At 39.0% G+C, this 22173-nt stretch carries 19 protein-coding genes; 10 read left to right on the forward strand and 9 right to left on the reverse strand.

Features of this window, described 5'->3' with window-relative positions:
• Positions 1-157: 157 nt before the first annotated feature.
• From mreB to OU989_RS02695, 7 genes are all read left to right on the forward strand, one after another.
• Positions 158-1153 carry a rod shape-determining protein gene (gene mreB / locus OU989_RS02665; RefSeq protein WP_274795569.1) on the forward strand — a complete coding sequence of 332 codons (996 nt, stop codon included), beginning with the start codon at positions 158-160 and terminating at the stop codon, positions 1151-1153.
• Positions 1154-1174: 21 nt separating this feature from the next.
• The gene (locus OU989_RS02670) at positions 1175-2008 is read left to right on the forward strand and encodes a flagellar hook-basal body protein (protein WP_274795570.1); all 834 of its coding nucleotides are present in this window, start codon (positions 1175-1177) and stop codon (positions 2006-2008) included.
• Positions 2009-2032: 24 nt separating this feature from the next.
• Positions 2033-2872, forward strand: a complete 840-nt coding sequence (locus OU989_RS02675; protein WP_274795571.1) for a flagellar hook-basal body protein — start codon at positions 2033-2035, stop codon at positions 2870-2872.
• Between the two features lie 45 nt (positions 2873-2917).
• On the forward strand, positions 2918-3202 hold the full coding sequence (locus OU989_RS02680) for a DNA-directed RNA polymerase subunit beta (RefSeq protein ID WP_274795572.1): 285 nt from the start codon (positions 2918-2920) through the stop codon (positions 3200-3202).
• A 55-nt stretch (positions 3203-3257) separates the two neighbouring features.
• Entirely contained in the window at positions 3258-3701 is a 444-nt protein-coding gene (gene fabZ / locus OU989_RS02685) for a 3-hydroxyacyl-ACP dehydratase FabZ (RefSeq protein ID WP_274795574.1), read from the forward strand.
• Between the two features lie 154 nt (positions 3702-3855).
• The gene (locus OU989_RS02690) at positions 3856-4239 is read left to right on the forward strand and encodes a hypothetical protein (RefSeq protein ID WP_274795575.1); all 384 of its coding nucleotides are present in this window, start codon (positions 3856-3858) and stop codon (positions 4237-4239) included.
• Between the two features lie 108 nt (positions 4240-4347).
• The gene (locus OU989_RS02695) at positions 4348-4776 is read left to right on the forward strand and encodes a hypothetical protein (RefSeq protein WP_274795576.1); all 429 of its coding nucleotides are present in this window, start codon (positions 4348-4350) and stop codon (positions 4774-4776) included.
• A gap of 743 nt (positions 4777-5519) precedes the next feature.
• Here OU989_RS02695 and OU989_RS02700 read toward each other — a convergent pair.
• Positions 5520-6491 (reverse strand): nuclease-related domain-containing protein, encoded by a 972-nt coding sequence (locus OU989_RS02700; RefSeq protein WP_274795577.1) that lies wholly within the window; start codon positions 6489-6491, stop codon positions 5520-5522.
• Between the two features lie 82 nt (positions 6492-6573).
• Positions 6574-6999: a YwpF family protein gene (locus OU989_RS02705; RefSeq protein ID WP_274795578.1), complete on the reverse strand. Its 426-nt coding sequence runs from the start codon at positions 6997-6999 to the stop codon at positions 6574-6576.
• A 298-nt stretch (positions 7000-7297) separates the two neighbouring features.
• Here OU989_RS02705 and OU989_RS02710 point away from each other — a divergent pair, with 298 nt between their 5' ends.
• Positions 7298-7696: a single-stranded DNA-binding protein gene (locus OU989_RS02710; RefSeq protein WP_274795579.1), complete on the forward strand. Its 399-nt coding sequence runs from the start codon at positions 7298-7300 to the stop codon at positions 7694-7696.
• A 249-nt stretch (positions 7697-7945) separates the two neighbouring features.
• Here the strand turns inward: OU989_RS02710 and OU989_RS02715 are convergent, their stop codons facing one another.
• Both OU989_RS02715 and OU989_RS02720 read right to left on the reverse strand, forming a co-directional pair.
• Positions 7946-10714 (reverse strand): DEAD/DEAH box helicase, encoded by a 2769-nt coding sequence (locus OU989_RS02715; RefSeq protein WP_274795580.1) that lies wholly within the window; start codon positions 10712-10714, stop codon positions 7946-7948.
• Positions 10711-12285 (reverse strand): hypothetical protein, encoded by a 1575-nt coding sequence (locus OU989_RS02720; protein WP_274795581.1) that lies wholly within the window; start codon positions 12283-12285, stop codon positions 10711-10713. The genes OU989_RS02715 and OU989_RS02720 overlap by 4 nt, the downstream gene beginning before the upstream one ends.
• Before the next feature lie 205 nt (positions 12286-12490).
• Here OU989_RS02720 and OU989_RS02725 point away from each other — a divergent pair, with 205 nt between their 5' ends.
• Both OU989_RS02725 and OU989_RS02730 read left to right on the forward strand, forming a co-directional pair.
• The gene (locus tag OU989_RS02725; RefSeq protein ID WP_274795582.1) at positions 12491-12967 is read left to right on the forward strand and encodes a transcriptional regulator; all 477 of its coding nucleotides are present in this window, start codon (positions 12491-12493) and stop codon (positions 12965-12967) included.
• A 214-nt stretch (positions 12968-13181) separates the two neighbouring features.
• Complete coding sequence (locus OU989_RS02730; RefSeq protein WP_274795583.1) at positions 13182-14012, forward strand: flagellin N-terminal helical domain-containing protein; 831 nt, start codon at positions 13182-13184, stop codon at positions 14010-14012.
• A gap of 40 nt (positions 14013-14052) precedes the next feature.
• On the opposite strand, the gene csaB is transcribed toward OU989_RS02730, so the two are convergent.
• From csaB to OU989_RS02755, 5 genes are all read right to left on the reverse strand, one after another.
• Positions 14053-15132 carry a polysaccharide pyruvyl transferase CsaB gene (gene csaB / locus OU989_RS02735; protein WP_274795584.1) on the reverse strand — a complete coding sequence of 360 codons (1080 nt, stop codon included), beginning with the start codon at positions 15130-15132 and terminating at the stop codon, positions 14053-14055.
• Positions 15132-17045 carry a DUF5693 family protein gene (locus OU989_RS02740; protein WP_274795586.1) on the reverse strand — a complete coding sequence of 638 codons (1914 nt, stop codon included), beginning with the start codon at positions 17043-17045 and terminating at the stop codon, positions 15132-15134. Before OU989_RS02740 ends, csaB begins: the two co-directional genes overlap by 1 nt.
• Positions 17046-17065: 20 nt before the next feature.
• Entirely contained in the window at positions 17066-18622 is a 1557-nt protein-coding gene (locus OU989_RS02745) for a putative polysaccharide biosynthesis protein (protein ID WP_274795587.1), read from the reverse strand.
• A complete protein-coding gene (locus OU989_RS02750; protein WP_274797264.1) occupies positions 18619-19341 on the reverse strand; it encodes a WecB/TagA/CpsF family glycosyltransferase in 723 nt (240 codons plus the stop codon). Before OU989_RS02750 ends, OU989_RS02745 begins: the two co-directional genes overlap by 4 nt.
• Positions 19342-19710: 369 nt before the next feature.
• Entirely contained in the window at positions 19711-21561 is a 1851-nt protein-coding gene (locus OU989_RS02755) for an S-layer homology domain-containing protein (protein ID WP_274795588.1), read from the reverse strand.
• Positions 21562-22173 lie beyond the last annotated feature (612 nt).

Here is a 22173-nt window from a genome sequence, read left to right on the forward strand (position 1 = left end):
AGTAAAACTATATTATAGCCGTTCACAACCTAAAAAGAAAACAGTCTTATTCACTAAATTTAGGTGAAATTACCAATAGTATATGATAAAATATTCTAGATAAAGAGATAAAATGAACGTTATGTAGTTGGAACTGGCGGGAAGGAGAAATTATAGAATGTTTTCGAAAGATATTGGCATTGACTTAGGAACTGCGAACGTATTAATCCACGTTAAAGGTAAAGGAATCGTCCTAAATGAACCATCTGTGGTGGCGATTGATAAAAAGACAAACAAAGTATTAGCGGTAGGGGAAGAAGCTCGCCAAATGGTAGGGAGAACGCCAGGTAATATCACAGCAATTCGCCCACTAAGAGATGGAGTCATTGCAGATTTTGATGTGACAGAGGCGATGTTAAGACATTTCATCAATAAGCTAAACGTTAAAGGATTTTTGGCAAAGCCACGAATTTTAATTTGCTGTCCAACGAACATTACAAGTGTTGAGCAAAAAGCAATTCGTGAAGCAGCAGAAAAATCTGGCGGTAAAAAAGTATATTTAGAGGAAGAACCAAAAGTAGCTGCAATCGGTGCAGGTATGGATATCTTCCAACCAAGCGGCAATATGGTAGTCGACATCGGTGGCGGGACTACAGATATAGCAGTCCTATCAATGGGTGATATTGTAACAAGTGAATCCATTAAAGTAGCAGGAGATGTGTTTGATAACGATATTTTGCAATATATTAAAAAAGAATATAAATTGCTAATTGGTGAACGTACTGCAGAAGCAATCAAGATAACAATCGGTACTGTTTTCAAAGGTAGCCGTGATGATACGATGGATATTCGTGGTCGTGACATGGTAACAGGCTTACCACGTACCATTTCAATTCATTCTGAGGAAATCGAACGTGCTTTACATGAATCAGTAGCAATGATTGTCCAATCAGCAAAAAATGTTTTAGAAAAAACACCACCTGAGCTATCAGCTGATATTATTGATCGTGGAGTAATTATTACTGGTGGCGGTGCATTATTACACGGAATGGATCAGCTATTAACAGAAGAGTTAAAGGTACCTGTCTTTATTGCAGAGCGACCTATGGACTGTGTGGCTATTGGAACAGGTATAATGCTAGAAAATATTGATCGAGTGCCAGCTTCCTTATAAAAATAAATTGAGGTGATTTCTTTGTTTAAAGGGTTTTATACAGTTGCAACAGGTATGATCACGCAACAAAGAAGAACAGAATTATTAACTAATAATTTATCCAATGCGAATACACCAGGATTTAAGGCAGACCAATCCACAATCCGCTCGTTTCCAGACATGTTGATGTCTAGCATTGGAAAAACAAATGCTCCTGCCAATCAACAAGCAGGCGCCGAATATATGAGTCAAGTAGGAGCTTTAAATACAGGGACATATTTACAAGAAACATTGCCAAATTACATACAGGGCCAAATCTATAGCACTGATTTTACAACGGATATGGCGTTGATTGATGGGAACTTACCACAAAATGAAGATGGTGTGTCGGGCTCAATTTTCTTCCGATTAGAACATCCAGCTGGTGGCGAGGCCTATACACGTAATGGTAATTTCACATTAGATGGTCAAGGCTATTTAGTAAATGGTCAAGGTTTATACGTACTTAATGATGCGGGACAGCGTATCCAGCTACCAAATGACGATTTTCGCCTTGCTGAAAATGGAGCCATTTTTGTAAATGATCAGCAAGTAGCACGGGTTGGCGTATCATATGCTGCTAATCCGAACATGCTACTTAAACAGGATAATGGCCTTATTCGTACAGAAAATGGCGAAAACTTACCAACAGCTTATGGAGCAAATGGTGTTTCCTTTACACTTCGTCAAAACTTTTTAGAAGGTTCGAACGTAGATTCTGGTCGCACAATGACAGATTTAATGACAGCCTATCGAGCATTTGAAGCCAATCAAAAAGTATTACAGGCTTATGATCGTAGTATGGAGAAAGCTGTTAACGAAATCGGGAAAATCTAATGAGCGAACAGGAGGCGTTTTATAATGCTACGTACAATGATTACGGCAACGAACACAATGGGTCAATTACAAAATAAAATGGATACGATTAGTAATAATATTGCTAATAGCAATACAACAGGATTTAAAGCAAAGGAAGCATCCTTCAATGAATTACTTTATCAGCAATTCAATAATGATAAGCAGGATCGTGCTGAGCGTCAAACACCTGTTGGTATTCGCTATGGAGCGGGAGCTATGCTTGGACAAATCAAGTCCAATGAAAAGCAAGGTTCATTACAAACAACTAATCGAGATTTAGACTTAGCTTTTACAAAAGCTAAACAATATTTCAATATTTTAATGCCAAATGGTGAAAATGGTACCGAAACAGTGTATACTCGACAAGGTGACTTTTATTTATCTCCGTTAAACAACGGAACAGTGATGTTAGTAACAGCTGATGGTTATCCTGTAGCCGATGCGGCAGGACAAGCCATTACTTTACCAGATACTGTTCAAAAATTTGCCGTTCGAGATGGTGGTGTATTAGAGGCATCTTATCCAAATGGCGATATTATTCGTACGGATTTAGCTGTAACAGAATTCCAAAAGCCACAGTTAATGGAGCATATAGCTGGTTCTTATATAGGATTGCCAGACAACCTAGCTGAACTTGGCTTTACACAGGCAGAGGTTCTAACAGAGCTAGTTGGTGCCAACCGTCAGCAAATTGGAATGCAAAGTGGTACATTAGAAATGTCCAATGTAAACCTCTCAAAGGAAATGACAGAACTAATACAAACACAACGTTCTTATCAATTTAATGCAAGAGCGGTTACATTAGCAGATCAAATGCTCGGACTAATTAACGGCATTCGATAAAAAGTCATCCAAAACACTAGTAAGGAATGAAGAGGAGTACAATCTATGACAAACGATTCACGTCGACGTTCTGTGCCGACACAAGAAACCGATACGCAACCAGAAAAGAAAGAACGCCGCTCAAACGATGAGCAACGCGAAGTTCGATGGGTGCAAATCCGACTGATTCCGATTTGGCTACGCATTGTAATTGTTCTCATCTTAGTCGTTGTTGCCGCAGCAGTAGGCGCAATGTTTGGCTTCAGTGTTATTGGAGAAGGCAATGCTATGGATATTTTCAAAAGAGAAACATGGCAACATATATTTGATATTATGAATGGTAAAGAATAAATTTTATTCTTTACCTTACTTTGTGTATACATACTAATTTTGAGGGGGAAATGACATGTTAACAGCAGAACAAATTCAAGCTATTTTACCGCATCGCTATCCTTTTTTATTCGTAGATCGCATTGTTGAATTAGAAGAAGGGAAACGAGCAGTAGGGTTAAAAAATGTTTCGATTAACGAAGACTTTTTTAATGGGCACTTCCCAGGTTATCCTGTGATGCCGGGTGTATTAATTGTAGAAGCATTAGCACAAGTTGGTGGAGTTGCTTTATTAAATGCAGAAGAATTTAAGGGGCGATTAGCATTTCTAACAGGTGTAGATAATTGTCGTTTCAAACGCCAAGTAGTACCTGGCGACCAGCTTAAACTAGAAGTAGAATTCGTAAAACTTCGTGGTGCGATGGGTAAAGGACATGGTATCGCAACAGTTGATGGAGAACTGGTATGTGAAGCCGATATTTTATTTGCGATTGGACCAGAGCAGCCTAAACAAGCTTAATTTGCATTTGTAGACCAAAAGATATAAAATAGATAAAGTCAAGTCTAAAATTGATTAGTAGGTTCTTAAATTGCGATGGCGATAGTAAAGCGATTGTAAATTAAAATAGATATATGTAATTTTTAGGTTTTACAAACGTAGGAGGATTATTAAGATGTATAAGGAATTGTCTTCAGGTATTAAAATTAGCATTACTCGTTCGATTTCGACATCTTTTGAAACATACTTAGCAAGTATCGGTTGGGATGAAGAGCGCTTTTCCATGGAAGACTTCATTGCAAGCTGGCAAACCTATTTTCAGGAGAATGCCGCATGGATCGAAAAAATCCCTGCTGATACATTGATGAGTGCACAGTTTCATGAAGAGATGGCACAAAAAATCGATGAGGTTATTGCCAAAATTTTAAATGAAGAACCAACAGAGCAGCAAATTGAAACAATCGAAGCATTGCAAAAGGAGCTAGGCACAAACTATAGCTATGACTGCAAAGCAGAGGCAGCATACATTGAACAAGTATTAAAAGAAAAACAAAAATAGTTTGTACAAAAATCGGATAGTTCCCTCCTTTCTCGGGCAATCTATGATGGATCACAAATACACACGATGTATTTGATGACATAGACCTAAGAAAGGAGGTTTTTTACTATGTGGAAAATGTCATTTTTAGCCATTATCCTTGCAACTGTATTCCTTGGAGGATGTAACTGGGGAAATAATGCAGTAGAAGATCACCCTGTAAGAGACGTCGAAAATGACGTTCGTCGTGGTGTAGACGATGTTGAGGATGCATTAACTCCAAATGATCGCGACGACAATGCATACGATCGTAATAATGTGAATGGAAATGGTGTTGATCGAGGTACTGTCAATGATAATACAACATTGCCAGAAGCAACAACACCAGGGTCAAACGCCGATATCAACAGCACAAACGGCTTTGATAACACACCAAATGCAAATGGAGTAAACGGTGTTGAACGTAATGACAACATAAACAGCAACAATAATAATGATGTTGTCGACGATAAAGTCAACGACACTGAAAAGTATCGTGACGGCATGAACAACCGATAATATAAAAAAGAGTGTTTCCTTAACGGAAAACACTCTTTTTTCGTTTACTTTAGGTGAGTAGAGCGGAGTCGGAGTGAATACCCGCGGAAGGAGAGTGAATCCTCGCGGAAGGAGAGTGAATCCCCGCGGAAGGGAAGTGAATACCCGCGGAAGGAGAGTGAATACCCGCGGAAGGAGAGTGAATACCCGCGGAAGAGAAGTGAATACCCGCGGGAGAGAAGTGAATACCCGCGGGAGAGAAGTGAATCCCCACGGGAGAGAAGTGAATACCCGCGGAAGGAGAGCGAATCCCCACGGAAGAAGGAGGAATACCCGCGGAAGAGAAGTGAATCCCCGCGGAAGGAGAGTGAATACCCGCGGAAGGAGAGCGAATCCCCACGGAAGAAGGAGGAATACCCGCGAAGAGAAGTGAACACCCGCGGAAGAAGAGAAAATCCCCGCGGAAGGAGAGTGAATCCCCGCGGAAGGGGCGAATCCCCGCGGAAGGAGAGTGAATACCCGCGAAGAGAAGTGAACACCCGCTGAAGAAGGGTGAATCCCCGCGGAAGGAGAGTGAATCCCCGCGGAAGGAGAGTGAATACCCTCGGAAGGAGAGTGAATACCCGCGGAAGGAGCGAATACCCGCGGAAGAAAGGGGAATACCCGCGGAAGGAGAGTGAATACTCGCTGAAGAAGTGAATCCCCGCGGGAGAGGAGTGAATACCCTGAAAGCAGAAAAAGTTCCCTGAGCAGAACCCTTAAAATCAATAAAACCTTTCCATATGATCCAATAAATTTTCAGGTAAATGATAAACTCGATTTCTATAGGTACCTGTATAAGGAAACTGAAATTTCCGAAGTAATCGTGTGGCTGTATCACTAGAATGAATACCGAAAAATGTCCTTAGCTGTTGGTTTGTAATGTTATGACTAACTAATAAACGATAATCTAATAAGGCTTCAGCGAAAATTTTTATACTACTATAATGACAATATGAACATTTCCATGTACCACGCTGGAAAGACATCGCATGTTGATAGGAACATTTTGGACACAAAACCCCGTGTCGAATTCGTGATGGGGCAACTGATGTTTGCATTCTGGGAGCTGTTTGCTTGGAAAGAAGCATCTGAACCAATTGAGTCAATTGATCCTCAGTTATTATTTTTTGAGGGTATTTTTTGAAAAGCAACTGAAGATGTTTATGAAGACCTGATACATGAAAAATAGGTAAAGCATTAGATGGGTTAATAATGATTGCTGAAGGATTTGCTATAACAACGGCACCTTCAATAGGGAGGGGGTAATTTGCAATTAGACTTTTCAAAAATCGAATATGACGCTCAGTTTGAGTAAGTGCATTCGGAAAGCCTTCAACTGTTCCATCTACCTTTGTACGTGTGCATTGATGTGTGAGTTGATCAAATTCAAGACGGCCATGAATGTTTTTGATCTCTAAAACGAACATAAATTGAGGGCATATAAAGAGTGTATCCAGCTGATGACCATGCTCAGCAGCATTCATAAAATGTAAATTATTTAATACATAAAAGTTATTTGGACATATTAATTCATACCATTCACGATCAACTTTTTGCTCACCAGCAAAACCTGCATCTAACCGTCGATATTGCTCTTGAAAATAATGAAATTCAACATCATCCTTTAAAAGACGCCTCATTAAAGCTTCAAGCCATAATAACTTTAAAGGTTTTTCTCTTCTTGCAATAATCACAATAGATTCCTCCTTTTTTAAATTGTATTTTACATAATAACAATCACTTGTCCAATAAAAAACGATGCGAATTTTCGCATCGTTAGTCATTTTTTAATTTTGGTCGCTGCTTCATATCTTTCGTAAAACGTTCAAGTAAATTTTCTAGGGAAACACCTTCAGCAAGGAGCTCTGAAAGCAATTGTTCAGCATATTTAGAGCGTTTAATTTTGAGAGTACCTTTTAACAGGACAGAAACATGATCACCGATTTCTTGAACAGTATGTACAATTACCTGGAAAGGAGCGGGTTCATTATCTGGGAATGAAATAACCGCGCGTACATTGAAGACCGTATTATTCGCTAATAGCTCATCAAAGGTTGAGCGATATTGTTTAGCTAGAAACAATTCAAGTATCCAAGATTGATGGCTGTTCTCCTGATTAATAATGATGCCATCGACTAAAGGGAATGGTTGCACGCCATCTTTCGTGACAAGGTCAAAGGAAAGCATTTTAAATGTTTTCATTATGTATATTCCTCCTAAGTCTGTCATTCTTTTAGTATAACACATGAAGTAACGGTTGTTTGTTATGCGCACCTGTTACGTTTTTTTTAAAACTGCGAAATTGTCGATTTCATGAAATAGCATTTGCCATTACAGTCTAAAGCATTCGGCTAGAAAATTAATAAAAATTACCAAAAATAAAAATGCTAATTTACCCAATTTATGCTTTAAAACTTATGGAAATTAACAATTTCAAATTTTGTCATAACTAGGATCGTTTTGTAAGATAAGAGCAATCAAAAGCAAAGGAGGTGAATACATGAATCAAGTCGGATTGGTTGGAAGGTTTACGAAAGATCCAGTGTTACGTTACTTATCAGGAGATCGAGTACAGACTCACTTTTCACTCGCCATTAATCGCAACTTTAAAAACAGTCGTGGAGAAGTAGATGCCGACTTTATTTTCTGTACAGCTTGGGGAAGGCTTGCAGAGCATATCGTCAAATATTGCGGTAAAGGCTCATTAATTGGTGCAAACGGCCGAATTCAAACAAGGTCTTTTGTTAATGAAGAAAGCACTAAGATTTTTATGACAGAGGTAGTGGTAGAAGATGTTCGATTTTATCAGCTTAAACAAAGGGATAGTGACGAAACAACTCTTATACCGCCACAACCACCGAATGGACAGGAAAACTTAAAAGACTTTGTATTACCATAGCAAGTTTAGCTTTACATACGGGGCAAGAGAAAAAATCATTACCTGAGTCCGCCATTCTCCTTATATCCTTGCACCGTAGCAACAGAAAGGAATGATGTCTACACAAATTATTAAAGCGTTGCTGAAGACCGCACAGCAATGGGGTTTCAATACAACTAAATAAGAGTTATGAAGTAAGTAGGGAAAAGAAGTAACAAGATTCACTAAAAGAGCGCCAAGAACAATCAATTTTGCTCTTGGCGCATCTAATTAGTATATATCTAGTGTTATTAAATCACGAAGTTCTTGGTCTTCCAATTCTGTTAACCACTGGCTTGATTGAATAAGTTCTTCGGATAATGCAGATTTCTGCACAAGCATTTTGTCTATTTTTTCTTCAATTGTGCCGATTGTTACAAATTTATGGACTTGCACAAATTGTGTTTGCCCAATGCGATAAGCACGGTCTGTCGCTTGATTTTCGACAGCTGGATTCCACCAACGATCAGCATGTAATACATGGCTAGCTGCTGTTAAATTTAGTCCGGTACCACCAGCTTTTAAAGAGAGAATAAATATAGGGAAATCTCCTGCCTGAAAAGCCTCCACTAAGCGGTCACGCTGCTGCTTAGGCATGGCACCGGTTAAAAACGGTGCGTCAACATTGATTAATTCACTTAAGCAATGCTGTAGCAATTGTCCCATTCCGATATATTGTGTAAAGATGAGACATTGCTCCCCATTGTCCACAATTTCAGCTGCCATTTGTACAATGCGTTCTAGCTTGGTTGAACGTGCAAGCATTGTTTCGGCATCCTCGAAAGGTTCCTTTAAATATAAGGCAGGATGATTACATAGTTGCTTTAATTTACTAAGCATCTTTAAGACGCGTCCCTTTTTCTGAAAGCCTGTTAACTGCTCTAGCTGATCAAGCGTCTCTAAAATATAGCCTTCATAGAGAGAAGCTTGCTCAGCGGTTAATGGGCAATACTCGTTTGTTTCTAGCTTATCTGGTAAGTTCAGCTGTAAATGTGGATCGCGTTTTGTACGTCGTAATAAGAATGGCTGAATTTTAGCTCGTAGCTTTTGCTTATGAGATTCAGATTCATCTCGTTCAATAGGCAAAATAAATTCCTCATTGAAGCGACCAAAGCTACCTAAATAACCCTTATGAATAAAGTCAAATATAGCCCATAGCTCAGATAAACGGTTTTCTACAGGTGTTCCAGTTAAAGCAATGTGATGGTCTCCGAGTAACTTACGAATGGCTTTTGATTGTAATGTCTGCATATTTTTTATATTTTGAGCTTCATCGAGTACAACCGTTGCCCAATCAATATTTTGTAAAAACTCAGTATCCTGTGACACCGTACCATAGGTTGATAAAATAACATGTGGCTTTTCTATTGCCACTAATTGTGTAAAATCTTCATCCTTTGCTCGATTGGTCTGATAATGCGTATGCACATTTAGGGAAGGTGCAAATCGGGCGAGCTCTTTTTGCCAGTTACCAAGCACGGATGTTGGACAAATAATAATGGACGGCTTTTTGTAATCATCTGCTTCCTCATAAATATGAAGTAAGTAGGTAATTAATTGGACCGTTTTACCAAGACCCATATCATCTGCTAGACACGCCCCAAAACCTTGTTGGCGCATAAAGACTAACCATTCAAAGCCTTCTAGTTGATAGGGGCGTAATTCGGTTTGTAAAGAAGATGGAATCGGTACAGCGGGCAAACCTTTCTTCTCCAAAAGCTGTTCCATATACGCTTTTAATGATTGTTGTATTTCCAAGGCGAAGATAGGATCGTCTCTCATGGCATCATCAGCATCTTCCTCTTCAAGAGGTGTAGTCAAGTCCTCTGGCAATTCTCTAAATAACAATTCTCGTACAGTCCAACTTTCATCTTCTGCCTGCTGCATTAATGTACGCATTTCTTGCATCCAATGGGCGTCAACTCGGAACCATTCAGTACCAATGCGAATAAATTCACGTTTCTCATCCACTAGCTTTTTAAATTGCTCAGCAGAAATTGTTTGACCGTTCATAGAGAATTGCCATTTAAATGTTAAAATATCATCTAATCCAGCCACTTTTTTCGTTGAGACATTGCTAGTTGCTACACGGACACGTATTTTGGATTGCTTTAGGTCCTTTAACCAGGCAGGTAGGACAACATCGAAACCAAGTGCCTGTAATCTAGCGAGGTCTTCGCGTAAAAATAATCGCACTTCTGGATCTTCTAGGGTCACCCGTATAAAAGTATCACTGCTGATATCATCGTTAGAAAGTAAATCTGCTATTTGCTGTTGTTGCTGCTGAATTTCAGTTGCAAACATTCGCCATTTTGCAGGAAGTGCATCCTCTATAGGTAAGAATTGCTTACGAATAGCAGGGGTCCAGTAGTTTTTGGTTGTTGCAGTGCTTAGGACTGTTTCTAATAACCAAACATCGGAATCCTCCTCGGGTTCACTTAAGCGTAAAGAAACGGATATTCCTCCAGTTTGACGCGTCTGATCTAATGGCCAGCCACCACGCAAGAAAAAGGGTAGTAGCTTTGGTAAATCAGCTATTATTAACCCAACTTGAGCCAGCTTTTGCTGGACGGCTGTTTCTAATAAAGCTGTATCTATGTCCTCAATAGGAAAGGTTAGTGAAGAAAAATCTTCTGCAATGACAGCGTATGACCAAAGTGATGGCTCATGCCAGTATTCTTGTAAAGCCAATACCTTCTCTAGCCAAGCTTGACTTTCTTCATTTGCACCTAGCCAACTGATAAAGGGATGCTGGAAGCTTGATGAAAAAATATCAAGTAACTCAGCAGTAGAAACTTCAATCGTAAAATCAGCTCGATTTGTTAATAAACCATAGATATTTGCTTCATAAGTAAAGAATAGCGAAGAAATTAATGTATCTACGTCGATTGTTGAACCATTTGCAGTAAAACCCTGCAACGTAAAATATCCTTCCCGAGCTACATCAATACGGAGCTGTTGTGTTTTGGAAAAAGGGGAAGGAGCATTTGTTGTCATCATACTAAGTTTCCTTTCTCAATTTCTTCTTGTAACGCACGTAGTCGTTTATATTCTGCACGAATCGTTTGCATGTATGTTTCAAAATAAGCCGTTTTGCCAGCTCGTTTTGCAGCACTCCGCATACTTTTCCAAATACGCACAGCCTGCTTATAATTCATACGAGATTTCTGTGCAATTTCGGCCATTGCATAGACATGATATAAAGGTAAAACAGTAGCAGGTTCAATTTGTAATACATCCTTTAATCCACACATTTCTAAGTAAGATAAGGACGAAGGGTTTAATTGATGGAGAGCAGCCCACTCGCGGTAACGACCTTTTTTTATTAGAAAGTTTGAGAACGGCTGAAGCCCATATACACCAAAGGCACTGTATAGCGTTGCTTCTTCTTCGTCAGTCAGCTGAATATCATCGAACAAAAGTTGAAACTGCCTTACGTATTGTGCTCGCTGAACAACAGGTACGACATCCTGTAGAAACGTTCCTGTCAATGGGAGCATTGATCGCAAAATGACTGCTAATGAATTAGATTCGCCCGCACGTTGAGCAAAAGTAGCCAGTTCAAATAAATCCTGCATTTGCGGTAAAGAAATTTGTGCCAAACTTTCGAGTAGTAACTCCTCTTTTTGTAAAAGCACATAAAATAATAGCCTTAATGATTGCAAAGAGATTTCAGCAGACGGGTTTTCAAGATTATTTAAATAATCTAATTCCTGTTCACGTCGAGGCTTCTCATAAAAAAGCACTGCCCAAAGCAGCATGTATAGACGAAGTCGATTGGCGAACAGCCCTTGTCGTTCTAATAAAAATTCTCTTATGAGCAATTGAATGCCATCATAAAATGGGTCCGTCGCAAAAAGTCGAGATCGATTCGTGAGCTCTGTGAGGATGCTCTCAAATGATTGGGTACTTTGCTCGATAAAGTACTTCATATAAGGTGTATCTAACGAATGTCCAGGTGTTTCATTTAAATGTCGCCATATTGTATTAAAAATGGCCAACTCCATAAAGAGCTTATAAAGGGGTTGCCATTCACGCTCAAAGGGCATATGTCGACGAAGACGCTCTAATGCATCTGTTCTAACCGCAGAGAGACCGTAGCCTTCTAATACTCTGCCAGGTGGTAATAAGCGCTTCATTACCTCATCGACCATGGTTGCCCAGCTTTGAGGGCTACGTTCATCAGCTAAAGATTTTAACTGAACAGATTTTTGAGCGCGCCAAGCACCCGACCAATTTTGAACGGAATCAAAATATTGGTAGAGAGCGAGTAGTGCACCAACCTGATGTCGGCACCATTTTGTTTGTGGACAGCTACAATATAGCTCTTCTTTGGAAAAATCAATTTCAACATAAGCGGGTCTGACATCCTGAACACTTGCATATAATATAGAACTTGCTCCATTAAAACGTTCAAAAACAATGGATTTATTTCTTACAGAAAAGACAGCACGACGCACTAGTTCTTCATCTTCCGTAGAGGAAGGATGTAACGCTTGTTCAGCTTCTTTTAATTTAGTCAGTACAAATGCTTGATGTTCCTTAGCTAATTGCGAGATAGACAATGCCATAACCTCACTCCTTTCATCATGTATGGCTATGTTTAACATTGTGAGTTGTAAAAAAGGAAAAAAAGACTGTCCTTCCATTATACGATTAAAATGCAGTAATGATAAGCTGAATGATCAGAAAGAAAAAAAGGAAAGAAAGATAGTTAACAAGGCTTTTGATTTGTGTTAAAATCTGAATAATCAGATAACTAGGGAGGGATGAAGGATGATGCAAGTTCAATACATGAAGCCGTTTTATACAAAAATTACTGGAGACAAATTACGTCTCGTATTTGCTTATCAATATTTCTCTATTTTAAAAGAGAATGAGATTTTCCATTTCATTCCCATAGAAGGTAAAGAGATGATTATCAACATGAAGACACAGCAAATTGAAAATTTATCTGAGGTATTTGTGTTCCAAAAAGGGAATCGTTTTATCCGATTACCACTTTATCAACTACTGCTCATTACCAATGTTCATGAACATCTAGCACCAATACTTGAAAGCGCTACGCCGAAGCAACAGATCCCAATGGTGTCTACAGTAACGGTTGGCGAGATTGATCAGCTTATCGCAGAGCTAGAGGAGAAAAATTACGATCATTTAATCGATCAAGCATTATTAGAAAACGATAAAGCACTCTTTTTCGAACTTCTACAGCAAAAGAACCATCAACTTGGAGGGTTCAAAATTGAATAGATGGAACCGCCAGTAAGCACCTACTTTTCATAAATGAGAAGCAGGTGCTTTTATTTCTCATTATATAATTGCGCTCTGACTAGCGGAGTGTTGAATCTATGGATGTACAACTATAAATTGTAAAAAATAATTAAAATATTAGAAACAATTACCAAATAATTGATTAATAGTATAAAGGATAAACCGATATAAATGACAATAAGGTGGTGATATCATGCTTGGGAAGTGGTCAGCTACAGGGATGTCGATCCTCAATAATATGAATCGGCATTATGGAGCGATGAGTAAGGCGATGCTACGTATTTCTTCAGGCTATCGAATTAATAGTGCGGCGGATGATCCAGCAGGATTGGCGATTTCTGAGAAGATGCGAGCTCAAATTCGGGGCTTGAATATGGCGGCTAAAAATATACAGGATGGCATTTCTCTTGTGCAGACAGCAGAGGGGGCATTGAATGAAACTCATGCGATGATTCAGCGTATGCGCGAGCTAGCAGTGGAGGCGGCAAATGATACGCTAACGGATGAGGATCGTCAACAGCTAGATTTGGAATTTCAAGAATTAAAGAAGGAAATTCAGCGTATATCTTCGGATACAGAGTTTAATACGAAGACATTACTAAATGGAGATCATGAAAAAGATGGTATTAAAATTCAGGCAGGGGCTAATGCTGGGCAGCATATTGAATTATTTATCAATGGAATGGGGTCTGAAGCACTTGGCTTGAAGGACGTTTCGATTGCTACTCGTGAGGAAGCGGATCAAGCTATTTCTTCCATGGATGATGCTTTAAAGCGAGTTTCCACTGAACGATCTCGTTTAGGTGCTTACCAAAACCGTTTGGAGCATGCCTACAATGCTAATGTTAACACCGCAGAGAATTTACAAGCAGCTGAGTCCCGAATTCGGGATGCAGATATTGCGAAAGAGATGATGAATATGGTTAAGGCCCAGATTTTAATGCAGGCAAGTCAATATGTTTTGGCCATGCATATGCAACAAGCACAATCCATTTTAAAATTATTAGAAGTCGGAAAAAAATGATGAATTTCAATTACTTTTGAAATTCATCATTTTTTAATGTTTATTTTGCAAAAGCTTCGAGTGCTAATTTAGCGGTTGCTGTTGCTTCAGTTTGTAAAGGTAGAACGGCCTGACGCATGTTTTCTTGAACCGTTGTATAAGATTCAAGGATTGAGACAGCTTGTTCAAATAATGTTACACCATTCCAATTATCTACTTCAACATGTCCAACAACGGGTTGGCCGACAATGTCAGCAAATGCATCGATTTTTGGATCGTATGAAACCGCAATAAAAGGTGTCGCGTAAATGGCAGAGAAAATTAAGGAATGTAGACGCATTCCAATTAATAATTGGGATTGTCCAATCACGGCAATTTTCTCCTCAATCGATAATTCAGCAGGAGCAGTTATACTCGTTTCTTTCATCAGCCCTGCTACTTCCTGTGAAGTTACAAAATCATGCTCACCATGCATCGGTAAGAAGACAATTTGCTCACCTTGACGCGCTAATTCGTCTAGGCTGTGAGCAATTTTTTCTTTGTACGCTACTGTTGATGGCCAGTCACGAACACTGACAGCGATATAGCTTTTAGGTGCTAAGGCAACCTTTTCTAGCCAATCACAACGAAAGTCACTACCATTAAGCCCCATAACAGGATCTGGTACAATCGTTGTCTCTTTGCGCACACCAATCTCAGTTAAAAGCGCTTGAGAGGCTTTATCTCTTACTGTAATTTGCTCGACCTTATTAAAGACTTTACGAACAATGAATTTACTTAGTGGGTGATTGATCGGCCCCATACCTTGGGCGTAAACAAATACTGGCTTCTTCAACCATTTGGCGATTTGAATAACACCTGCATAGTAAGGAATGGTTTTCATTCCTGTCTGATCCTGCATAAGACTACCGCCGCCGCTAATAAGTCCATCAGCCGTTTTCAGCAGTTGGCGAATTTCTTTCATCTTCCAACGATTAACGGCTTTGACACCGTATGTTTGCTCAGTAGCTGCTGGGTTATTCGATAATACTGTGATCTCAATATCACTCTGCCATTTCTTTAAAGATTGGATAATGGACAGCAGAATAGCATCATCACCGACATTATCAAATCCATAATAGCCAGATAAAACAACGTGCATTATGACCACCTCGCGATTGCCTTAGAAACCCAACGATAACCAATTTTAAAGATAAAGATAAATACTAATCCAATTACAAAGCCAAGAGATACGCTGTATAAAGTACGTAATACTGAAACAGCTACAGGAATGTGTAAGTGTGTAAAAGTATTCACAATAGATAAGAATCCAATGACACCTGGTACAAGTAGGATGCTACCCCATTTGCGGTTGATGCCCATTACATATAACGCTAATACAAAGAATGGGAAACCAATTAAGAATTCTTTCGTTCTTGGTCGTACATATAAAGTATTTTCTAACCATTGTCTAAACGCTAATTCTAAATCACTAACTGAGCCAGAGTTACCCGTTCTGCTAATGTAAAATAATCCGATACCAGCCACCACAATTAGTAGTAGCACATGCCAATATTTTAATTCTTTATTTAACAAAGTTACGGTATTAGATAACGACTTTTTAATGTTTTGATCAGCTAATCGGTTGATCTCAATTAATGTAAATAGTAAGACGCCCATAATTGGAATCAGATAAACGAGCTTCACGCCTTTGAACGTAGCAAAGCCTGTCATAAAGGCATTGCCATTTAATAAGCCAATAACAATGACAATTCCGATAAGGCTAATCGCTACTGCCTTCAAGTATTGCACAAGTATTTTAGACATTTTCGTAGAACCTTGTGCCGATTTAATGACGGCATAGGTAGGTGCTAGGACTGCAATAATGAGTGCAAATGCTTGTAAGAATAGGGTACTTTTCAGGATAAAGTACGCAATGGCTAAAACCGCCATAAATCCAGCTGCCGCAATACGTAGAGGCATCCATTTAACTAATTCTGAAACGATAAAGGTAAATAAAATACCTGCTAATAATACGGCAGCAGTAACCCATGCTGGTACAGCTACTTTATCAAACAGTTTTGGCTCGCCAGGTTGGAAATGATCTGGCATGGCGTCATGAACACCATTTAAGTAGTCAATTGTTTCTTCTACATTTTCTTTGGCATTGCCAGATGTTTTAATATGATAGAAAATCGAGCGAATATTACGCTCTTTGACAGCTCGCGTTGTGCGGTCGATACTTGCATTTAACTTTAATTTTGTCTCTTTGTTGACGTTGATACTGTGCAAACGAATCATATCATAATCGGTCATTTGGGCGATTTTACTCTCGCCTTTAAGTGGGTTACTTTCAATTGTATAGAAGTAATAGCCAGCATCACTTAATTTTTCAACTAATTGATTGCCTTTTTCTTGTCCAAAGCCAATTGCTTCGTCACCTTGGCCAAGCAAGCGGCCAGCAGAAGTTTCCTTTAAGGCTAGTAATTGATCAACTAACTTTTTGTTAGCAACTTCATTATCTGCATTTTCTACTTTAAAGATATGAGCTAGTCCATGCTTACTAATCATGTCAATAGCGGGCTGATCGTAGCCAATTGGTGTTTTTAAATCAAAGTTATGGTTCGAAGTTGGAAGGAAATAAAAAGCTTCATCTCCGATTTGCACTTCTTCTGGTTCCATGCTATCCATGATAAGCTTTCGGTAGCTTTCATTGTCAGGCACTCGAATATAGTAGCCACTCTTTGCAATATCAACAGCATCTTTATAAGGTGTAAACAATAATTGTGCTGCTAATTCGTTTTCTTCATAAATTGTAATTAAATTTTGTTTTTCCATTTCCTTTAATGTTAAAGGCTCTAGACTTACTGTATTAAGTCCAGCCTTCTTTAAAGAGGAAAGAATCTCATCCATTGTTAAATCGCTATTTTTATCTGCGGTTTGTATTTCATCATAAGGAATGACAATTTCATAAGCATCATTTGATTGCTCAGCATTCCACCTCATCATAATACCTGTAGAGGAAACGACGAGTAAAAGAACAATGATTCCCCAAAGCCATTTCTGTTTCGACATAAGTGTCCTACCTCTCTTATTTATGAAAATCTTTTTCCGATAACAGGGATTTTCTTTAAATCTTGTTTATGAATAGCTTTCATTAGCCATAGTAGCAGGAAGTAAAGAACTCCTCCAACGATAATGGCAACTGTTAAATAACCCATTGCCGCCATTCTTGACCACTGTGTAAAATCAAGCCAAAGTGTTGGTAATCCAACTGCTGCCCCCATAACGATCGAAGCCACAATCATTTTCACCGTATTTTTTCCAAGGACAGTGAAGCGAATCGTACGATAAATAAAGACAGAATTCACAATAAATAACACAAAATACACAAGCAAAGTTGCATAGGCAGCGCCATCTAAGCCGAATGCTTGAATAAAGAAGATGTTAGAAAATATCTTCAGCACAACACCGCTCAAAATAATGAGGGCGCCTGCCTTGGCAGCATTCATTCCCTGTAAAATACCCGTTCCTAGCAATGTCAGGGAAGTAAAGACAGAGCTTAGGTTAATGATCGCTAACATTAAGCTTCCCTCTAAGTCTTTGAAAAGTGCTAGATTTAAAGGCAAGGTTAAGGCTAGCAAACCGATCGCAGCTGGCCATGAAATAAGATGTGTCATACGATGTGTTTGTTCAATAATGCCACGAGTTTCATCCAATTTACGCTCTGCAAGCTTTGTTGTAATAAGTGGCACCAATGGCAAGATAATGGAAGAAGCAAAAACAGTCGTAATTTGAACTAATGTCAGTCCTCGTCCATAAATCCCGTACAGGTAGCTAATTTCACTCGCATCTGCTCCAGCATTTCTCAATCCATATGTGACCGTAAAAGAATCAACAAAGTTAAAGAGTGCCATTGTAACAGAACCAATCGCAATCGGAATCGAGATTTTTAAAATCGTTTTACTATATGTGGAGAAATCCTTACCTGAATATTTCTCCTTGCTCGTCACTTTTACCGAAGAACGGAAATATTTAAAGAGTAAATAGAAAAGTGAACCGAGTGCACCAAGAACAGAGCCGGCCATAATGCCACCTGCGACAATGTCATTTGAATAATCCATCGCAACTAGGAAATACGCAACAATTAAAATTAACGCAACCCGTACTAACTGCTCAATCACCTGAGAGATGGCAGTAGGTCGCATATCTCCGAAGCCTTGGAAAAATCCTCGATAGACAGCCATATAGGGAGCAACAAGTAATGTCAGGGCAACAATGATTAGCGCAATCTCTGTTGAAGGGCCACCGAGTGCATTCGCTATTTGCTCTGAAAAGCTATAAATGATTGTAAAACTAATGACGCCAAAGGATAGTGCAAGGATTCTTGCCGTCACGTAAATTTTCTTAATTTTGGCAGTATCTTGACTCGTTCTAGCTTCCGCAATCAGCTTAGAAATAGCGATTGGGATACCCGCAACGGATAGATACAGTGCCACCATATAGACAGGATAGACAAGACTGAAAATACCAAGTACTTCATCACCCGCAATATTTTGAAGCGGTATACGGAAAATACTGCCGATTACTTTCGAAAGTAATGTTGCAATGGTTAAGATCAGTGTACTTTTAACAAATGTTGACTGACTCATTTTGTTTTGCCCTGACCTTTAAGCTTTAATGCGAAAACCTTTAAAGCAAAGCGAGGAAGCACAAGCATTCTACCAAAACGGCTTGGCTGGCGCAGCAGTCGATAGAGCCATTCAAGGTTAAGCTTTTGCCAAATAACGGGCGCACGCTTAACAGTACCTGCAATAACATCAAAGGAACCGCCTACGCCAATAAATACGCCCTTTGAGAACTTCTCAAGATTTTCAGTAATCCATTTTTCCTGTCTTGGTACACCTAACGCTACAAACACAAGATCAGGCTGTAGTGTAGCAATTTCATTGGCAAAATCATTGTTATTCCAATCAAAGTAGCCATCATGGTAGCCAACAACATCCACATTCGGATAGTTTTTATTAATATTGGCAACGGTCTTTTCAATTGTTTCTTTTTGTGCACCTAATAAATAAATTTTAAAACGCTTTTGCTGACCAACTTCCAGCAGTCGTACCATCGTATCATAGCCTGTTACACGTTCAGGAAGTGAATCTCCCAGTATTTGTGCAGCTTTCACGACACCGATGCCATCCGCACAAATATAAGTTGCCTGCTGTAAATAACTCATCACAGTAGGGTTCTCATTTGCCTGCATGACAACTTCTGGATTGGCTGTCACAACGAAAGTTTTTTCTTGCTGTTCAATACGATTAACGAGTAAATCTACAAACCCTTGCTGACCAATATGTAAAAAGGGTACGCCCATAATCGTTACATGCCTCATATAGTGTTCAAACCTTTCTGTAATTCCTTTTTCACTGCAATCTATCATACCATAAAAGCAATATTGACAGGAAATTTTCGTGAAGGGTTTAACGGTGATGAATGGGGGTATATCAAGGACAAATGAATGGAAGGCGAAAAGAATGTCAATAGTCATAGAGGGAAAGAACCTAGTGCTTAAAATAAAATTTCGTTATCAAGATATGCCTAAATTCCCACTAAATTTTAGGAGAAAAATTTGATATCCATTCCCTAAAATTTCGAGTTTCTTCTATTATATAGTGGTAAAAACGTTGAACGAAAAAATAGCTTAAAAAGAGTGCGAAACCATATCGCACTCTTCACAATCGAATTATTTTTTTACAATATAATCGCCATGCACCCAGCCTGTTTTTCCATTGTAGATCACCTGATACCAGGCATCCTTTTTAATGAATTCACCCTTATCATCGACAGCACCGATAATAAAGCCATTCGGTTTAACTGTCCCTAAAATTGTACTTGTAGTAGATGGCTCACTTCTAACATTGAGGGTAATAGTCATGTTGACAATTTGTAGACCATTTTCAAGGCTTACATAATCATCAAAGACCCAGCCCTCTTGGCCGTTAACATTTACTTTCAACCAACCACCATTTTCGCCAAGTACCTTGAAGGATGTATCCTTCGGCAAATTCGTAATAATTGAAGCATTATCCGTCGTAGTCGGGTACGTTCTCATATTAAGATTGATCGTTGCCTTTCCAGTAGCCCCAGCTAAGCCTGGATCTAGCGCATATTGCTTCGAAGGGCTCGGTAAGGATGGGGCAGAAGACTGACTTTGATAAGCTGGCACATCAAACACTAAATTGGTAGTCGTATGAGCTCCAATTAATTCGTAGATATCATAAATTTTCTTCGCCTGAATCACTGCCCACATTACATGTGTTGCATACTGATGGACTGTTGGATTATCTGGATTCCATCGCATTTTATAGAGCGTATCCTGGCCCTTACTAATATACTGATCCTTTACAAATTGTGCACCACCAATAATGGCATCTTCAACAGTAAACCAGCCATTTGTATAGGCACGCTCAGCACCATATTTATTCGCATCAGCATCAATAGCGCCAATACCGTAAGCATTATATGTTTTCTTGATTTCCGTTAATTTATCACGGTTTTCAGCTGTCACCATCATCGGTTTACCATTTGTATCTAAACCAACCTCAACGCCTTTGATTAGAGTAGAGCCACCATTCGCTGTTTCATGAAGGGCATGGGATACCAAATAAATGGCATTGATGTTGTTATCAACACCCGCCTGAATAAAGGCTTCAGCTGTCCCCGCTAAGCTTCCTTTATTCGCAAGTACTTTATCATTCAGTTCCTTTGCATTCAGGTTGTTTACCACAGTAGATAATTTTAAAAATTGATAATATGATGGGCTATCCTGCATAAAACTTTTTGGGTGTACATAGTATGACACTAGTGCCTCGCTAGCCGTAAAAATACCAGCTCCATCGACCTTTGGATTATTCTTTGCCTGCTTACTGACAACCGTTGAATAATCGTGTGAGTAGTTCGTCGTAGTGTACTGCTTACCACCCGTTTCAGGTGCTTCTATATGGATTAAACGATAGAGCACGGTAGCTGCCTCTGCACGAGTTGTTTGGGCAAGAGGTGCGAATTGATTATTAGGCTTCCCGACAAGTAGCCCTGTTGTTACGACGGCTTGTACATCTGCATAGGCCCATTTGGCAATACGAGCATTATCACTAAACGTAATAGGGGAGGAAGATGTGGTGATGTTTTGATAAGTGAGAGCTCTTTTTAACATAGCCGCCATTTCCTGACGATTAATATGAGAGTTCGGGTTAAATTTGCCCTGCTCATCACCTTTAATCAGACCGTGATAGCTTGCTTGCTCGATGACTCCGTAATACCAGTCACCTTTCTTCACATCTGAGAAGGTTCCTTGACTAGAAGCCGCTGGTAAGTTGAGTGTTCGAACTAGAAAAGCGGCAAATTCAGCTCGAGTTACAGCATCATTCGGACGATAATTGCCGAATTCATCGCCCTTCATTAAATCGTGGGTAATTAGGTAGTTCATTTCATTGTAGGCCCAGTGCTTAGAAATATCTTCTGCTGAAGCGGAAGTAGGTGCAAGATATAACATACCTGCAAGCACTGCCCCGTATAGAGGAAATTTACGTTTCATTTTTTAAGCTCCCTTCAATAGCTGATGATGTTCTATCAAACTATTAAAAGTGTAGCATAAAAAAAGGAAATCTATCATTACAACATAAGGACAGATAGCTTGAGTGCATAAATAATAGAAGAAACTCATGAAGGAGAAGAATGGAAGGCACAATTCGCTAAAAAACGTCTTTTATATTTCTGTTTCTTTACAATTATAACTAAATTATTACGGGAGTCTTTAATTTTTGACAATTTAGTAACCATTCCAGAAAATGCTTGGTTATTATTGAGAGTAAGGTATAATAGGTAACGGAACTATATGTTACCAATACAATTGAGGGGATAATTAGTTGGAATGATATTGGTATCTATTAAATACCATAATAGGTATGGTAAAAAAATCTTCTATAACTAAATTTATGTCCCAATGCTTGAATTTCGGAAAAGATAGTGTTATATTATTGTAGAAAGTGAATAAACTTACTAGAATGGTATTCTACTACGCTTTTTCTAGTAAATTTACTAACCAATTTGCTTTAGTTTTGTATTATTCAAGAAAGCTATAATACATACATTTAGGTAACTAGGCGGTACTATAGTTTTCGTTGGATTAATATCAATTTAAGGAATT

The sequence above is a fragment of the Lysinibacillus irui genome, assembly GCF_028877475.1.
Lineage (GTDB): Bacteria > Bacillota > Bacilli > Bacillales_A > Planococcaceae > Lysinibacillus > Lysinibacillus irui.

Bases quoted from the DNA above. Each gene is read 5' to 3' on its own strand.
- mreB (WP_274795569.1), top strand. From the start codon at position 158: ATGTTTTCGAAAGATATTGGCATTGACTTAGGAACTGCGAACGTATTA.
- OU989_RS02675 (WP_274795571.1), top strand. From the start codon at position 2,033: ATGCTACGTACAATGATTACGGCAACGAACACAATGGGTCAATTACAA.
- OU989_RS02680 (WP_274795572.1), top strand. From the start codon at position 2,918: ATGACAAACGATTCACGTCGACGTTCTGTGCCGACACAAGAAACCGAT.
- fabZ (WP_274795574.1), top strand. From the start codon at position 3,258: ATGTTAACAGCAGAACAAATTCAAGCTATTTTACCGCATCGCTATCCT.
- OU989_RS02690 (WP_274795575.1), top strand. From the start codon at position 3,856: ATGTATAAGGAATTGTCTTCAGGTATTAAAATTAGCATTACTCGTTCG.
- OU989_RS02695 (WP_274795576.1), top strand. From the start codon at position 4,348: ATGTGGAAAATGTCATTTTTAGCCATTATCCTTGCAACTGTATTCCTT.
- OU989_RS02705 (WP_274795578.1), bottom strand. From the start codon at position 6,999: ATGAAAACATTTAAAATGCTTTCCTTTGACCTTGTCACGAAAGATGGC.
- OU989_RS02710 (WP_274795579.1), top strand. From the start codon at position 7,298: ATGAATCAAGTCGGATTGGTTGGAAGGTTTACGAAAGATCCAGTGTTA.
- OU989_RS02715 (WP_274795580.1), bottom strand. From the start codon at position 10,714: ATGATGACAACAAATGCTCCTTCCCCTTTTTCCAAAACACAACAGCTC.
- OU989_RS02720 (WP_274795581.1), bottom strand. From the start codon at position 12,285: ATGGCATTGTCTATCTCGCAATTAGCTAAGGAACATCAAGCATTTGTA.
- OU989_RS02725 (WP_274795582.1), top strand. From the start codon at position 12,491: ATGATGCAAGTTCAATACATGAAGCCGTTTTATACAAAAATTACTGGA.
- OU989_RS02730 (WP_274795583.1), top strand. From the start codon at position 13,182: ATGCTTGGGAAGTGGTCAGCTACAGGGATGTCGATCCTCAATAATATG.
- csaB (WP_274795584.1), bottom strand. From the start codon at position 15,132: ATGCACGTTGTTTTATCTGGCTATTATGGATTTGATAATGTCGGTGAT.
- OU989_RS02740 (WP_274795586.1), bottom strand. From the start codon at position 17,045: ATGTCGAAACAGAAATGGCTTTGGGGAATCATTGTTCTTTTACTCGTC.
- OU989_RS02745 (WP_274795587.1), bottom strand. From the start codon at position 18,622: ATGAGTCAGTCAACATTTGTTAAAAGTACACTGATCTTAACCATTGCA.
- OU989_RS02750 (WP_274797264.1), bottom strand. From the start codon at position 19,341: ATGGGCGTACCCTTTTTACATATTGGTCAGCAAGGGTTTGTAGATTTA.
- OU989_RS02755 (WP_274795588.1), bottom strand. From the start codon at position 21,561: ATGAAACGTAAATTTCCTCTATACGGGGCAGTGCTTGCAGGTATGTTA.